Source organism: Pseudomonas sp. NPDC096925 (assembly GCF_044762545.1).
Classification (GTDB): domain Bacteria; phylum Pseudomonadota; class Gammaproteobacteria; order Pseudomonadales; family Pseudomonadaceae; genus Aquipseudomonas.
In genome coordinates, this window is the sequence record NZ_JBIWEM010000009.1 from 18,168 (window position 1) to 32,848 (window position 14,681).

General features: G+C 64.6%; 14 protein-coding genes. 11 read left to right on the top strand and 3 right to left on the bottom strand.

Annotation, left to right across the window (positions count from 1 at the left end):
• Positions 1-1,383: a glutamine synthetase family protein gene (locus ACIQYU_RS22100; protein ID WP_402802217.1), complete on the bottom strand. Its 1,383-nt coding sequence runs from the start codon at positions 1,381-1,383 to the stop codon at positions 1-3.
• 206 nt (positions 1,384-1,589) lie between these two features.
• Here ACIQYU_RS22100 and ACIQYU_RS22105 point away from each other — a divergent pair, with 206 nt between their 5' ends.
• The 5 genes from ACIQYU_RS22105 (at position 1,590) to ACIQYU_RS22125 (ending at position 6,349) form a co-directional block, all read left to right on the top strand.
• A complete protein-coding gene (locus ACIQYU_RS22105) occupies positions 1,590-2,462 on the top strand; it encodes a LysR family transcriptional regulator (protein WP_013974798.1) in 873 nt (290 codons plus the stop codon).
• A gap of 261 nt (positions 2,463-2,723) precedes the next feature.
• On the top strand, positions 2,724-2,987 hold the full coding sequence (rpoZ, locus tag ACIQYU_RS22110; RefSeq protein WP_003253383.1) for a DNA-directed RNA polymerase subunit omega: 264 nt from the start codon (positions 2,724-2,726) through the stop codon (positions 2,985-2,987).
• A gap of 59 nt (positions 2,988-3,046) precedes the next feature.
• Complete coding sequence (spoT, locus tag ACIQYU_RS22115) at positions 3,047-5,155, top strand: bifunctional GTP diphosphokinase/guanosine-3',5'-bis pyrophosphate 3'-pyrophosphohydrolase (RefSeq protein ID WP_207831324.1); 2,109 nt, start codon at positions 3,047-3,049, stop codon at positions 5,153-5,155.
• Positions 5,156-5,178: 23 nt separating this feature from the next.
• Complete coding sequence (locus ACIQYU_RS22120; protein WP_009684531.1) at positions 5,179-5,559, top strand: RidA family protein; 381 nt, start codon at positions 5,179-5,181, stop codon at positions 5,557-5,559.
• A 58-nt stretch (positions 5,560-5,617) separates the two neighbouring features.
• Positions 5,618-6,349 carry a hypothetical protein gene (locus ACIQYU_RS22125; RefSeq protein ID WP_063912237.1) on the top strand — a complete coding sequence of 244 codons (732 nt, stop codon included), beginning with the start codon at positions 5,618-5,620 and terminating at the stop codon, positions 6,347-6,349.
• Positions 6,350-6,478: 129 nt separating this feature from the next.
• Here ACIQYU_RS22125 and ACIQYU_RS22130 read toward each other — a convergent pair whose 3' ends face one another.
• Positions 6,479-7,336, bottom strand: coding sequence for an SDR family oxidoreductase (locus ACIQYU_RS22130; protein WP_241106098.1), 858 nt, complete (start codon positions 7,334-7,336; stop codon positions 6,479-6,481).
• Between the two features lie 190 nt (positions 7,337-7,526).
• Here ACIQYU_RS22130 and exbB point away from each other — a divergent pair, with 190 nt between their 5' ends.
• The 6 genes from exbB to ACIQYU_RS22160 all read left to right on the top strand — a co-directional run bounded on the left by exbB (position 7,527) and on the right by ACIQYU_RS22160 (position 14,234).
• Entirely contained in the window at positions 7,527-8,489 is a 963-nt protein-coding gene (gene exbB, locus ACIQYU_RS22135; RefSeq protein WP_207831328.1) for a tonB-system energizer ExbB, read from the top strand.
• 3 nt (positions 8,490-8,492) lie between these two features.
• Positions 8,493-8,921: a TonB system transport protein ExbD gene (exbD, locus tag ACIQYU_RS22140; RefSeq protein ID WP_013974803.1), complete on the top strand. Its 429-nt coding sequence runs from the start codon at positions 8,493-8,495 to the stop codon at positions 8,919-8,921.
• Complete coding sequence (locus tag ACIQYU_RS22145; RefSeq protein ID WP_085588821.1) at positions 8,918-9,649, top strand: energy transducer TonB; 732 nt, start codon at positions 8,918-8,920, stop codon at positions 9,647-9,649. The genes exbD and ACIQYU_RS22145 overlap by 4 nt, the downstream gene beginning before the upstream one ends.
• 94 nt (positions 9,650-9,743) lie before the next feature.
• Entirely contained in the window at positions 9,744-10,670 is a 927-nt protein-coding gene (locus ACIQYU_RS22150; protein ID WP_087500924.1) for a hydrogen peroxide-inducible genes activator, read from the top strand.
• Between the two features lie 3 nt (positions 10,671-10,673).
• Complete coding sequence (gene recG, locus ACIQYU_RS22155) at positions 10,674-12,752, top strand: ATP-dependent DNA helicase RecG (RefSeq protein ID WP_039612341.1); 2,079 nt, start codon at positions 10,674-10,676, stop codon at positions 12,750-12,752.
• A gap of 78 nt (positions 12,753-12,830) precedes the next feature.
• A complete protein-coding gene (locus tag ACIQYU_RS22160; protein WP_207831330.1) occupies positions 12,831-14,234 on the top strand; it encodes an aminoacyl-tRNA deacylase and HDOD domain-containing protein in 1,404 nt (467 codons plus the stop codon).
• 72 nt (positions 14,235-14,306) lie between these two features.
• On the opposite strand, the gene ACIQYU_RS22165 is transcribed toward ACIQYU_RS22160, so the two are convergent.
• The gene (locus ACIQYU_RS22165; RefSeq protein WP_063912243.1) at positions 14,307-14,681 is read right to left on the bottom strand and encodes an SCP2 sterol-binding domain-containing protein; all 375 of its coding nucleotides are present in this window, start codon (positions 14,679-14,681) and stop codon (positions 14,307-14,309) included.

Sequence of the window (14,681 nt, forward strand, 5' to 3'; positions counted from 1 at the left end):
TTACACCGTGTGCAGGTACCAGTTGTACTCGAGGTCGGAAATCGACACTTCGAACTCGGCCAGTTCGCTTTCCTTGCAGGCCACGAAGATATCGATGTAGTCCGGGCTGATGTATTGGTTGAGGACTTCGCTGTCGTCCAGCGCGCGCAGGGCATCGCGCAGGTTGTTCGGCAGGCTCTGCTCCAGCTGTTCGTAGGAGTTGCCTTCGATCGGTGCCTGGGGCTCGAGCTGGTTGGTCAGGCCGTGGTGAACGCCAGCGAGGATCGCCGCGAGCATCAGGTACGGGTTGGCGTCGGCACCAGCCACGCGGTGCTCGAGACGCACGTTGTCGCTGCTGTCAGTGGGCACGCGTACGGCCACGGTGCGGTTGTCCAGGCCCCAGCTTGGCGCATTGGGCACGTAGAACTGCGCACCGAAGCGGCGGTAGGAGTTGATGTTCGGGCAGAGGAAGGCCATCGACGCCGGCATGGTTTCCAGCACGCCACCGATGGCGTGGCGCAGCGCATCGCTTTGCAGCGGGTCGTCACTGGCAAAGATGTTCTTGCCGGTTTTCTTGTCCAGCAAGGAAATGTGCACGTGCAGGCCATTGCCTGCCTGGCCCGGGTAGGGCTTGGCCATGAAGGTGGTGTCCATTTCATGGTCGTAGGCGACGTTCTTGATCAGGCGCTTGAGCAGGATCGCGTAGTCGCAGGCCTTCAGTGGGTCGGCCACATGGTGCAGGTTGACCTCGAACTGTGCCGGGGCACTTTCCTTGACGATGGCGTCGGCGGGAAGGCCCTGCTCCTTGGCCGCTTCGAGCATGTCCTGCAGGCAGTCGGCATATTCGTCGAGGTCGTCGATCAGGTACACCTGGGTCGACTGCGGGCGCTTGCCGGAAATCGGCGAGCGCGGCGGCTGCGGGCGACCGTTGAGGTTGTCCTGGTCGATCAGGTAGAACTCCAGCTCGAACGCGGCGCAGATATCCAGGCCCAGGTCGTCGAACTTGCTCACTACCTGGCGCAGCACTTCGCGCGGGTCGGCGAAGAACGGCTGGCCATCCAGCTCGTGCATGGTCATCAGCAGCTGGGCGGTGGGGCGCTTCTGCCACGGCTCGTCCGACAGCGTGCCGGGGATCGGGAAGCAGATGCGGTCGGCATCGCCGATGTCCAGGCCAAGGCCGGTGCTCTCGACGGTGGAACCGTTGATGTCCAGGGCGAACAGCGATGCCGGCAGGTTGATGCCCTTCTCGTACACCTTGTGCAGGCTGGCCCGCTCGATGCGCTTGCCACGTACCACGCCGTTCATGTCGGAGATCAGCAGGTCGACGTACTGCGTGTCCGGATGGGCCTGGAGGAAGTCATTCATCTCGCTGGAAGAACTGGCGCACGGGGTTACCGACGTCATGGCTGTACATCCTTTGATTTGCTGCGGCGATGTGGGGATACGGCTGGCGCCTCACGGGCGACGATGGTTGCAGCTGTTGTTCTTTTCACTTTCCCATCGTGGGGATTGGTTACCCGACCGGGCGCATTGATTCCCGGGGGCCGTTCCACTATAAAATGGCCAAAACGCAACAGACATTGGCAATTCGGCAAGCAGAGCGTGCACCAATGCAATATCAGATTACCCATGCCGACCTTTCCCTGGTCCTGGCCCTGGAACGTGGCCGCTCGCTGGCCAAGGCTGCCGAGCTGCTCAAGGTCGACGTGTCGACGGTGTTCCGCTCGATCCGCCGGCTGGAGTCGGCGCTGGGCACCGCCTTGTTCGTCAAGAGCCGCAAGGGCTACCTGCCGACCGACACCGCCCAGGCCCTGGCCGAGCAGGCCGAACGCGCCGAGCAGGCGCTGGAGGCGGCGCGCATCGCCATGACCAGTGGCGAGCAGGTGGTCAGCGGCACGGTGCGGCTGACCTGTACCGAAGCGGTGATGCACAGCCTGCTGCTGCCGGCGCTGGCCGAGTTCATGCCCAACTACCCGGCCTTGTCGCTGGAAATGGGCACCTCCAACACCTTCGCCAACCTCAGCCGGCGCGATGCCGACATTGCCCTGCGCCTGACCAACACGCCGCCGGAGCACCTGGTGGGCCGCAACCTGGGGTCCACCTCCTACGTGGTCTGCGGCCAACCGCAGTGGCGCGAGCGCCTGGCCGAGTCACCTGCCAGCGTGCCGTGGATCGCCCCCGACGACTCGATGCAGGACCACCCCACGGTGGTCTGGCGCAACCAGCAGCACCCGGGGTTGAGCCCGCGCTACCAGTGCAGCGGCATGTCGACCATCGCCCAGCTGGTCACGGCCGGGCTCGGCGTGGCGGCGTTGCCGGACTACATGGTGCACGCGCTGCCCGGGGTGGATGCGCTGAGCGGGCCGCTGCCGGGTTGCGACACCCAGCTGTGGCTGCTGACCCGGCCCGATTGCCGGGCGTTGCGCTCGGTGCAGACCCTGTTCGAGGAGCTGACCCCGCGGTTGCGTGACGCGATGCTCTGAGGTTATCGTCAAGCTCAAGTGATAGGGTGTCTGTTCCGGCCCTTTCACGGCTGAAGCCGCACCCACAGGGTGCGGTGATGAACCTGAGAACAATGCGGTCCCTGTGGGAGCGGCTTTAGCCGCGAAGAAGGCAATACAGGGCTTGAAGGTAACCACCCGACAAAACAGCGCTTCCCTATTGGCTGGTGATTTTTTAAACTATCGAGTCCGCCTGCCCACTATTGGGCTGCACGCCCACCGCAATTGCTACTGAGGAAGACCATGGCCCGCGTAACTGTTGAAGACTGCCTGGAACACGTGGATAACCGCTTTGAGCTGGTCATGCTCTCGACCAAGCGCGCTCGCCAGCTGGCGACCGGCGGCAAAGAGCCACGCGTTGCGTGGGAAAACGACAAGCCGACCGTTGTTGCCCTGCGTGAAATCGCCGAAGGCATCGTCACCAACGAGTTCATCGCCGCTGAAGAGATCGTCACCGAGGATCCGGTGTTCGCCGCGTTCGAGGACGAGAACAACGAGGCTGTCTGATTGATGCCAGGTCGAAGTCGCACGGCGCAAGGCCCCCTTCCTCGGCAGGAGGTGAACCCATGCCGGGTATAGAAGCCTTGGCCGAACGGCTGTCGACCTATCTTGGCCCGGAACAGGTCAACCTGGTCCGGCGCGCCTATTTCTACGCCGAACAGGCCCACGACGGGCAGCGCCGCCGCAGTGGCGAGCCCTACGTGACCCACCCGCTGGCCGTGGCCAGCATCCTCGCCGACATGCACATGGACCATCAGAGCCTGATGGCGGCCATGCTGCACGACGTGATCGAAGACACCGGCATCGCCAAGGAAGCCCTCAGCCAGCAGTTTGGCGAGACCGTGGCCGAACTGGTCGATGGGGTCAGCAAGCTGACCCAGATGAACTTCGAGACCAAGGCCGAGGCGCAGGCCGAGAACTTCCAGAAAATGGCCATGGCCATGGCCCGCGATATCCGCGTGATCCTGGTCAAGCTGGCCGACCGCCTGCACAACATGCGCACCCTGGAGGTGCTGTCCGGCGAAAAACGCCGGCGCATCGCCAAGGAAACCCTCGAGATCTACGCCCCCATCGCCAACCGCCTGGGCATGCACACCGTACGCGTGGAGTTCGAGGACCTCGGCTTCAAGGCCATGCACCCGATGCGCTCGTCACTGATCCACCGGGCAGTGAAAAGCGCACGCGGCAACCGCAAAGAGATCGTCGCCAAGATCGAGCACTCGCTGGCCAACTGCCTGGCCGCCGACGGCATCGAGGGCGAGGTCAGCGGCCGGCAGAAGCACCTCTATGGCATCTACAAGAAGATGCGTGGCAAGCGCCGCGCCTTCAACGAGATCATGGACGTGTACGCCTTCCGCATCGTCGTCGACAAGGTCGACACCTGCTATCGCGTGCTCGGCGCCGTGCACAACCTGTACAAGCCGCTGCCCGGTCGCTTCAAGGATTACATCGCGATCCCCAAGGCCAACGGCTACCAGTCGTTGCACACCACGCTGTTCGGCATGCACGGCGTGCCTATCGAAATCCAGATCCGCACCCGCGAGATGGAAGAGATGGCCAACAACGGCATCGCTGCGCACTGGCTGTACAAGTCCAACGACGACGAGCAGCCCAAGGGCAGCCACGCCCGTGCCCGCCAGTGGGTCAAGGGCATCCTCGAACTGCAGCAACGTGCCGGCAACTCGCTGGAATTCATCGAGAGCGTGAAGATCGACCTGTTCCCGGACGAGGTCTACGTGTTCACGCCCAAAGGCCGCATCATGGAGCTGCCCAAAGGCTCCACGGCCGTCGACTTCGCCTACGCGGTGCACACCGACGTCGGCAACAGCTGCATCGCCTGCCGCATCAACCGCCGCCTGGCGCCGCTGTCCGAACCGCTGCAAAGCGGCTCCACGGTGGAAATCGTCAGCGCCCCGGGCGCACGGCCGAACCCGGCCTGGCTCAACTTCGTGGTTACCGGCAAGGCGCGCACGCACATCCGCCACGCGCTCAAGCAGCAGCGTCGCTCCGAGTCCATCAGCCTGGGCGAACGCCTGCTGAACAAGGTGCTCACCGGCTTCGACAGCAGCCTGGAGAGAATCCCCCAGGAGCGTATCCAGGCGATTCTCGCCGAGTACCGCCTGGAACTGATCGAAGACCTGCTCGAAGACATCGGCCTGGGCAACCGCATGGCCTACGTGGTCGCGCGCCGCCTGCTGTCGGCCGAAGGCGAGCAGTTGCCGGCACCGGAAGGCCCGCTGGCGATCCGCGGTACCGAAGGCCTGGTGCTGAGCTACGCCAAGTGCTGCACGCCGATCCCGGGAGACCCGATCGTCGGCCACCTGTCAGCCGGCAAGGGCATGGTCGTGCACCTGGAAAACTGCCGCAACATCAGTGAAATCCGCCACAACCCGGAGAAATGCGTACAGCTCTCCTGGGCCAAGGACATCACCGGTGAATTCAATGTCGAGTTGCGTGTCGAACTGGAGCACCAGCGCGGCCTGATTGCCCTGCTGGCCAGCAGTGTCAACGCCGCCGACGGCAACATCGAGAAGATCAGCATGGACGAACGCGACGGCCGTATCAGCGTGGTCCAACTGGTGGTCAGCGTGCACGACCGCGTGCACCTGGCGCGTGTGATCAAGAAGCTGCGTACCCTGACCGGTGTGGTCCGCATCACCCGCATGCGTACGTAGTCCGCCAACCGCAAGGAGTCATCATGAGCAAGACCGTCATCAACAGCGACAAGGCCCCTGCCGCCATCGGCACCTACTCGCAGGCGATCAAGGCCGGCAACACCGTGTACATGTCGGGCCAGATCCCGCTGGACCCGAAGACCATGGAGCTGGTCGAAGGCTTCGAAGCCCAGACCGTACAGGTGTTCGAGAACCTCAAGGCCGTGGCTGAAGCCGCTGGCGGTTCGTTCAAGGACATCGTCAAGCTGAACATCTTCCTCACCGACCTGAGCCACTTCGCCAAGGTCAACGAGGTGATGGGCCGCTACTTCGAGCAGCCGTACCCAGCCCGCGCCGCCATCGGCGTTGCCGCGCTGCCGAAAGGCGCCCAGGTCGAAATGGACGCCATCCTGGTCATCGAATGATGCCCCGGTGACGGGCGCCCTGCCCGTCACCTTCCCTTCTCTGCAAGGTTACCCCGTCATGCGTCAAGCACTGCCCTTCGCGCTGGCAGCCCTGCTTCTGGGCGGCTGCGCCAGCCACAAACCCGAAGATTTCAACGGCACCTGGATCAACCAGGACGCCATCACTGCGGCCGTCAAGGGCGGCAGCCTGCGCCAGGCGCTCAATGAGCACGGCCCGGTGTTCGAGTGGAAGCTCGACGTCGCCAGCCAGCAGGCCAGCTACAGCAATGGTTTCGAAGCGGCCGACGGCCAGCTGAGCGCCACCGACAAGCAATGGCAGGCCAGCTTCCAGGGCGGCCAGACCGAGCAACTGTCGCTCGATGGCGACGAACTGCAGGCTGTCGACCAAAGCGGCAGCAAGCAGACCTTCGTGCGCGCCAAAGCGCCGGCGGCGGCCAACGCACCACTGGGCAGCAGCTTCGAGAAGGCGCTGTACCAGGCCTATCTGGGCGGCGACTGGAAGGTCGTCGAAGGCCAGGGCAAAGGTGCCACCGTGCGCTTCAGCGACACCGGCAACGTCACCGGCCTGCCGGGGCCAGACCGTTTCGCCCTGTGCCTGGCGGGTGATTGCGCGACCATGGGTGGCAGCAATGACAGCCTGTGGCTGGAGCGCAACCAGCGTGGTGCGCCATTCATCATCAAGCGCGATGGCGACAAGCTGGAGATTTTCCAGGCGGTGAACCGTGCGCAGCCGGATGAAATGCCGGAACTGGCAGCAGGCAAGCGCCAATGGGTGCTGGAGCGCAGCTGAGACCTGCTGAATAGCGGCCGAACACACTGGCCTCTTCGCGGGTAAACCCGCTCCCACAGGTACACCGCCAGGCTTGAAACCAGCGGTGCACCTGTGGGAGCGGGTTTACCCGCGAAGAGGCCGGTAGACTCAGCGCACGCCTTCCAGGATTGCGGCATAGCCTTCCTTGTAACTCGGATACACCGGCGCCCAGCCCAACGCCCTTGCCCGGGCATTGCTGCAGCGCTTGCTGCCGGTACGCCGCACCCGCTGCTCATCCGACCACTCGGTCACCCCCATGTACGCCCGCAGCCAGGCCACCACGTCGGCCAGCGGCGCCGGGTCGTCGTCGACGCCGATGTAGCAGTCATCCAGCACCTTGCCATCGGCATCGGCCTGCAACAGGAACGCCAACAGGCTGGCGGCGTCCTCGGCATGAATACGGTTGCCATACAGCGGAGGCTCCTCGGCCACGCGGTAGCCCTGGCGCACCTGACTGAGCAGCCACTCGCGGCCGGGGCCATAGATTCCGGTCAGGCGCACCACGCTAGCCGGGATGCCACTGGCCAGTGCCAGCCGCTCAGCCTCCAGCATCAACCGCCCGGAATAGCCTTCAGGCTCGGTGGCCGCGCCCTCCTCGATCCACTCGCCGTCCTTCTGTGCATACACGCTGCTGCTGGACACGAACAGCAGGCGCCGTGGGCGTTGGCCGCGCTCGGCCAGCCAGGCCAGCACATGGCGCAAACCATCAACATACGCCGCCTGGTAACCCGCCTCGTCGTGCTGGCTGGCCGCCACGCAGTACACCAGGTAGTCCGGTGCACGCTGCGGCCAGGCGGCGGGAATGGAGGGCTCGGACAGGTCTGCAGCCACCGGCACGACACCCGCAGGCAACTGCCCGATCGAGCGACGCAGGCCGCACACCTGCCAACCGCGCGCAAGCATTTGCCGGGCAAGACGCCCGCCTACATCACCACAACCCACCACCATCACGGAAAGGCCTGACATCTCTAAACTCCCTGGACCAATTGATCAGCCCGCCCACGCTACACGATGGATAGCTAGACCATAGGCGAAAAAAGCAACAAGATTACTTTTGTTAACAAGAATTACTTGCAATAATGGCCGCCAAATTGTTCTCGGCCTACCTCGAGGCCTTGGAGAACGTTCACTCTATTCTTCATCAGGTCCGGCCAGCATGACACGTACTCAACCTTCCGCTTCGCCAACCCCGTCGCGCGCCTGGCGCGCCATCGCCGCGCTGACGCTCAGCCTGGTGCTGGCCCCGGTGGCCATGGCCGATGAGCCAACCGCCAATGCCGCCACCCCGGCTGCCGCTACTGCTCCAGCTGCTCCAGCCGCAGCGCCGGCTGCCGGCGCAGTTGCCGCCACCCCGGCTGATGCCCCGGTCGCAGTAGACCCGAGCGTCGAAGCCCTGGTTGAAGACACCTCGCTGGGCATGGCCCACGACCTGTCCCCATGGGGCATGTACAAGAACGCCGACGTGGTGGTGAAGGCAGTCATGATCGGCCTGGCCATCGCCTCCATCATCACCTGGACCATCTGGATCGCCAAAGGCTTCGAGCTGATGGGCGCCAAGCGCCGCCTGCGTGGTGAAATCGCCCTGCTGAAGAAATCCGCCAGCCTCAAGGAAGCCAGCGACGTTTCCAACAAGGAAGGCACCCTGGCCCACACCCTGGTCCACGACGCCCTCGAAGAGATGCGCCTGTCGGCCAACGCCCGCGAAAAAGAAGGCATCAAGGAGCGCGTCAGCTTCCGCCTGGAGCGCCTGGTACACGCCAGCGGCCGTACCATGAGCAGCGGCACCGGCGTACTCGCCACCATCGGCTCCACTGCGCCGTTCGTCGGCCTGTTCGGTACCGTATGGGGCATCATGAACAGCTTCATCGGCATCGCCAAGACCCAGACCACCAACCTGGCCGTGGTTGCCCCGGGTATCGCCGAAGCCCTGCTGGCCACCGCCCTGGGCCTGGTCGCCGCGATCCCGGCCGTGGTCATCTACAACGTCTTCGCCCGCTCCATCGCCGGCTACAAGGCCCAGGTGTCCGACGCCTCCGCCCAGGTGCTGCTGCTGGTCAGCCGTGACCTGGACCACCAGGGCAGCGAGCGTGTTGCCCCGCACATGGTGAAAGTGGGGTAAGCCATGGGCCTGCATCTCAACGAAGGTGGCGACGACCTCGCCGAAAACCACGAAATCAACGTTACGCCGTTCATCGACGTGATGCTGGTGCTGCTGATCATCTTCATGGTCGCAGCCCCCCTGGCCACGGTCGACATCAAGGTCGACCTGCCAGCCTCGACCGCCAAGCCGGCGCCGAGGCCCGAGAAACCGGTGTTCGTCAGCGTCAAGGCCGACCAGAAGCTGTACGTCGGCGACGATCAGGTCCCTGCCCCCGACCAGCTTGGCCCGATGCTCGATGCCAAGACCAAGGGCGACAAGGAAACCACCATCTTCTTCCAGGCTGACAAAGGCGTGGATTACGGTGACCTGATGGAAGTGATGAACAACATGCGCGCGGCCGGCTACCTGAAAGTCGGTCTGGTAGGTCTCGAGACGGCAGCCAAGAAATGACAAGAACGCGCTCGAACATGGCGCGCTACGGTGGCAGCCTGGCGATCGTGCTGGGTGTGCACGTGGTCGCCGTGCTGCTGACGCTCAACTGGTCGGTGCCCCAGGCCATCGAACTGCCCCCGGCAGCCATGATGGTCGAGCTGGCACCGTTGCCGGAGCCTGCGCCACCACCCCCTCCGAAAGCGGCCCCACAGCCACCGGCACCGGTCGAGGAACCGCCGCTGCCGAAGCTGGCCGAGGCCCCCAAACCCAAGATCGCCATTCCCAAGCCGCCCAAGCCGAAGGCCAAGCCGCAGCCGCCCAAGCCCGAGAAAAAGCCTGAGCCGCCGAAGGAAGCACCGCCGACCGAACAAACGGTAGACGCACCGCCCAGCAACACGCCACCGCAGAAGTCCGCTGCACCGGCGCCGAGCATTGCGTCCAACAGCAACGCCCTGCCGACCTGGCAGAGCGACCTGCTGCGTCATCTGGCCAAGTACAAGCGCTACCCGGAAGACGCGCGCCGTCGCGGCCTGCAGGGCATCAACCGCCTGCGCTTCGTGGTCGACGCCGAAGGCAAGGTGGTGTCGTATTCCATGGCCGGTGGCTCGGGCAGTGCCGCCCTGGACCGGGCGACCCTGGAAATGATCCGCCGGGCCGGCACGGTACCCAAGCCGCCACCCGAGTTGCTGAACAACGGCACGATCGAAGTCGTGGCACCGTTCGTCTACTCGCTGGACCGCCGCTGAGACTTTTGTTTCTGTCACAAATCGGCAAGTCTGATAACGTGCGTCTATCGATTGCAGCCGCTATGCTGGGCCCGCAACTTCATGGACGCACGTTATGACCCTCACAGAATTACGCTACATCGTCACACTCGCCCAGGAACAGCACTTCGGCCATGCCGCCGAACGCTGCCATGTGAGCCAGCCGACCCTGTCGGTCGGTGTGAAGAAGCTCGAGGATGAGCTTGGCGTGTTGATTTTCGAGCGCAGCAAGAGCGCGGTACGCCTGACCCCGGTCGGCGAAAGCATCGTCGCCCAGGCGCAGAAGGTACTGGAGCAGGCCCAGGGCATTCGCGAACTGGCCCAGGCCGGCAAGAACCAGCTGACCGCCCCGCTCAAGGTCGGTGCCATCTATACCGTCGGCCCGTACCTGTTCCCGCACCTGATCCCGCAGCTGCACCGTGTGGCACCGCAGATGCCGCTGTACATCGAAGAAAACTTCACCCACGTATTGCGCGAAAAGCTGCGCAACGGCGAACTGGACGCAGTGATCATCGCCCTGCCGTTCAACGAAGCCGACGTGCTGACCCTGCCGCTGTACGACGAGCCATTCTGCGCCCTGATGCCGGCCGACCACCCGTGGACGGCGAAAAAGACCATCGACACCGCCATGCTCAACGACAAGAGCCTGTTGCTGCTCGGTGAAGGCCACTGCTTCCGCGACCAGGTACTGGAAGCCTGCCCAACGCTGAACAAGGGCGGTGAAGGCTCCAGGCACACCACGGTCGAGTCCAGCTCGCTGGAAACCATCCGTCACATGGTGGCCTCGGGCCTTGGCGTGTCGATCCTGCCGCTGTCGGCGGTGCACAGCCACCACTACGCCCCCGGCGTCATCGAGGTCCGCCCACTGACCGCACCGGCACCATTCCGCACCGTGGCCATCGCCTGGCGCGCCAGCTTCCCGCGGCCGAAGGCCATCGAGATCCTCGCCGACTCGATCCGCCTGTGCTCGGTCGCCAAAGCCCCTGCGGAACAGCCGGCCTGAGTCATGAGTGAGCTGTCGAAGGTCCCGGTCACGGTACTCAAGGGGGTTGGTGAGGCCATGGCGGAGAAACTCGCCAAGGTCGGCCTGGAGAACCTGCAAGACGTGCTGTTCCACCTCCCCCTGCGCTACCAGGACCGCACCCGCGTCGTGCCGATCGGGCAGTTGCGTCCGGGCCAGGACGCGGTGATCGAAGGCGTGGTCAGCGGCGCCGACGTGACCATGGGCAAGCGCCGCAGTCTTGTAGTGCGCCTGGGTGACGGCAGCGGCGTGCTGAGCCTGCGCTTCTACCACTTCAGCAACGCGCAGAAGGAAGGCCTCAAGCGTGGCACTCACCTGCGCTGCTACGGCGAAGCCCGCCCTGGTGCTTCGGGCCTGGAAATCTACCACCCGGAATACCGCGCGCTGAATGGCGACGAGCCGCCGCCACCGGTCGAGCAGACCCTGACGCCGATCTACCCGTCCACCGAAGGCCTTACCCAGCAACGCCTGCGGCTGCTGTGCCAGCAGAGCCTGGGCCTGCTCGGCCCGCGCAGCCTGCCGGACTGGCTGCCCGACGAACTGGCCAGGGACTACCAGCTGGCACCGCTGGACGATGCCATCCGCTACCTGCACAACCCGCCGGCCGATGCCGACCTCGACGAGCTTGCCGAAGGCCAGCACTGGGCCCAGCACCGCCTGGCCTTCGAAGAGCTGCTGACCCACCAGCTGTCGCAGCAACGCCTGCGCGAAAGCCTGCGCAGCCTGCGCGCACCGGTGCTGCCCAAGGCCCAGCGTCTGCAGGCGCAGTACCTGGCCAACCTGGGCTTCCAGCCGACCGGCGCGCAGCAGCGGGTGGCCAACGAAATTGCCTACGACCTCAGCCAGCACGAGCCGATGATGCGCCTGGTGCAGGGCGACGTGGGTGCCGGCAAGACCGTGGTCGCCGCCCTGGCTGCCCTGCAGGCCCTGGAGGCCGGCTACCAGGTGGCCTTGATGGCGCCCACCGAGATCCTCGCCGAACAGCACTACATCACCTTCAAGCGCTGGCTCGAACCGCTGGGCATCGAAGTGGCCTGGCTGGCCGGCAAGCTCAAGGGCAAGGCCCGGGCAGCCGCCCTGGAGCAGATCGCCAACGGTGCACCGATGGTGGTCGGCACCCACGCGCTGTTCCAGGAAGAGGTGAAGTTCAAGCACCTGGCCCTGGCGATCATCGATGAACAGCACCGTTTTGGCGTGCAGCAACGCCTGGCCCTGCGCAAGAAGGGCGTGGCCGGCGAGCTGTGCCCGCACCAGCTGATCATGACCGCCACGCCCATTCCGCGCACCCTGGCCATGAGCGCCTACGCCGACCTGGACACCTCGGTGCTCGACGAACTGCCGCCCGGGCGCACCCCGGTGAACACCGTGCTGGTGGCCGACAGCCGCCGCTTCGAAGTGGTCGAGCGGGTACGCGCCGCCTGCGCCGAAGGGCGCCAGGCCTACTGGGTGTGCACCCTGATCGAAGAGTCCGAAGAACTGACCTGCCAGGCCGCCGAAAGCACCTACGAGGAGCTGGGCAGCGCCTTGGGCGAACTGCGGGTGGGGCTGATCCACGGTCGCATGAAGCCGGCGGAAAAGGCTGAAATCATGGCCGAGTTCAAGGCCGGCAACCTGCAGTTGCTGGTCGCCACCACGGTCATCGAGGTGGGCGTGGACGTGCCCAACGCCAGCCTGATGATCATCGAGAACCCCGAGCGCCTGGGCCTGGCCCAGTTGCACCAGCTGCGCGGCCGGGTTGGCCGGGGCAGCGCCGTAAGCCATTGCGTGCTGCTGTACCACCCGCCACTGTCGCAGATCGGCCGCGAACGGTTAGGGATCATGCGGGAAACCAACGACGGCTTCATCATCGCCGAGAAAGACCTGGAGCTGCGTGGCCCCGGCGAGATGCTCGGCACCCGCCAGACCGGCCTGCTGCAGTTCAAGGTCGCCGACCTGATGCGCGATGCCGACCTGCTGCCGGCCGTGCGCGACGCCGCCCAGGCCCTGATCGCACGCTGGCCGGAGCACGTCAGCCCACTGCTCGACCGCTGGCTGCGCCATGGCCAGCAATATGGCCAAGTGTGACGCTCGTCCCATAATGGATCCAGTTTCGCCCCGAGGCTGGTTATACTTTGCGTTTAAAAGAATCAGTGGATACGGACCATGACTGAAGTTGCCCTGGAAACCGCAACCCCACACGCTCCCTCGGTCATCCGGCTGCTGCTCGACAAACTCGGCGTAGCCTACCGCGAGGTGGTCGAACATCCGCACCTGCCGCCAGCGTCGCGGGTACAGGCCGTGCTGCTCGATGACGAGGTCGGCGCCCTGATGGTGCTGTTCCCGCAAAGCCAGCTGCTGGACCTTGACCGCCTGGCCGAACTGACCGGGCGCAAGCTCACGGCGGTGTCGGTGCCGCGCCTGAAGCAGATGCTGGACAAGCATCAGCTCAAGGCCCTGCCGGGTATCCCGGCGCTGACCAGCTCGCCGTGCCAGTACGAAAAGAGCCTGCTCGACGCCGATAGCGTGTTCATCCAGTCCGGTGAAGCCGGCCTGCTGCTGGAAATCGACCGCGTGCACTTCAAGCGCATGCTGGTCAAGGCCAGCGCCAGCAGCTTCGGCCAGGAGGTCGAGGCCATCAGCCCAAACCTCGACCGCCCCGATGACGACACCCGGGAAATCACCCAGGCAGTGCAAGCCTTCACCGCCAGGCGCATTCAGAAGCGCCTGGAAGAAACCATCGAAATCCCGCCATTGGCCGACACCGCGCAAAAGATCATCAAGCTGCGGGTAGACCCCAACGCCAGTATCGATGACATCACGGGCGTGGTCGAAACCGACCCGGCACTGGCGGCACAGGTGGTGAGCTGGGCGGCATCGCCCTACTACGGCTCGACCTACAAGATTCGCTCTGTGGAAGATGCCATCGTGCGGGTGCTGGGTTTCGACCTGGTGATCAACCTGGCCTTGGGCCTCGCACTGGGCAAGACCCTGAGCCTGCCGAAAGACCACCCGCAGCAGGCCACACCATACTGGCAGCAGTCGATCTACACTGCTGCCGTCATCGATGGCCTGACCCGTGCCATGCCGCGCGCCGAACGCCCGGAAGCTGGCCTGACCTACCTGGCCGGGCTGCTGCACAATTTCGGCTACTTGCTGTTGGCACACGTGTTTCCGCCGCACTTCTCGCTGATCTGCCGCCACCTGGAGGTCAACCCGCACCTGTGCCACACCTACGTGGAACAACACCTGCTGGGCATCAGCCGCGAACAGATCGGAGCCTGGCTGATGAAGCTGTGGGACATGCCGGAAGAACTGTCCACCGCGCTGCGCTTCCAGCACGACCCAGCCTATGAAGGCGAGTATTCGGCATTCCCCAACCTGGTATGCCTGGCCACCCGCCTGCTGCGCTCGCGGGGGATTGGCTCGGGGCCGCAGCAGGAGATTCCTGACGAGCTGCTGGAGCGGCTGGGGATAACCCGGGACAAGGCCGAGGAAGTGGTGAACAAGGTGCTCGAGGCCGAGAACCTGCTGCGCGAGCTGGCTTCGCAGTTCCACGCACCGCATTAAGCATTAACGCGTAACCTGTGGGAGCGGGCATGCCCGCTCCCACAGGTAAGGCGTCAACATCCCCGTTGGGTTTCAGCCCTTCTTCTTCGGCTTCAGGTACTTCATCAACCCCTGGAACCACATCACCAGGGCCGGGTTGCCCTTGATCTGGATGTGCTTGTCCTGAATCCCCTGCATGAACGCCAACTGCTTGTTACCCGCCTGCAGGGTAGCGAAGCCATAGGCGGCGTCCTTGAAGGCAATGGCGAACGCCGGCTGCGGGTGCGCGCCGCCTTTGCTGCTGATGCGTTCATTGTTGACGATGAAGTGCCGGGCGACCTTGCCGTCCAGAGTCTGCATCTGGAACACCAGGTCCTTGCCCTTGAGCTGCTGCTGGAAAGCCGGGTTGTTACGGCTGGCCCTGGCCATCAACAGCCCCATGGCCCAGAGAAGAAAGCGGAACTTCAT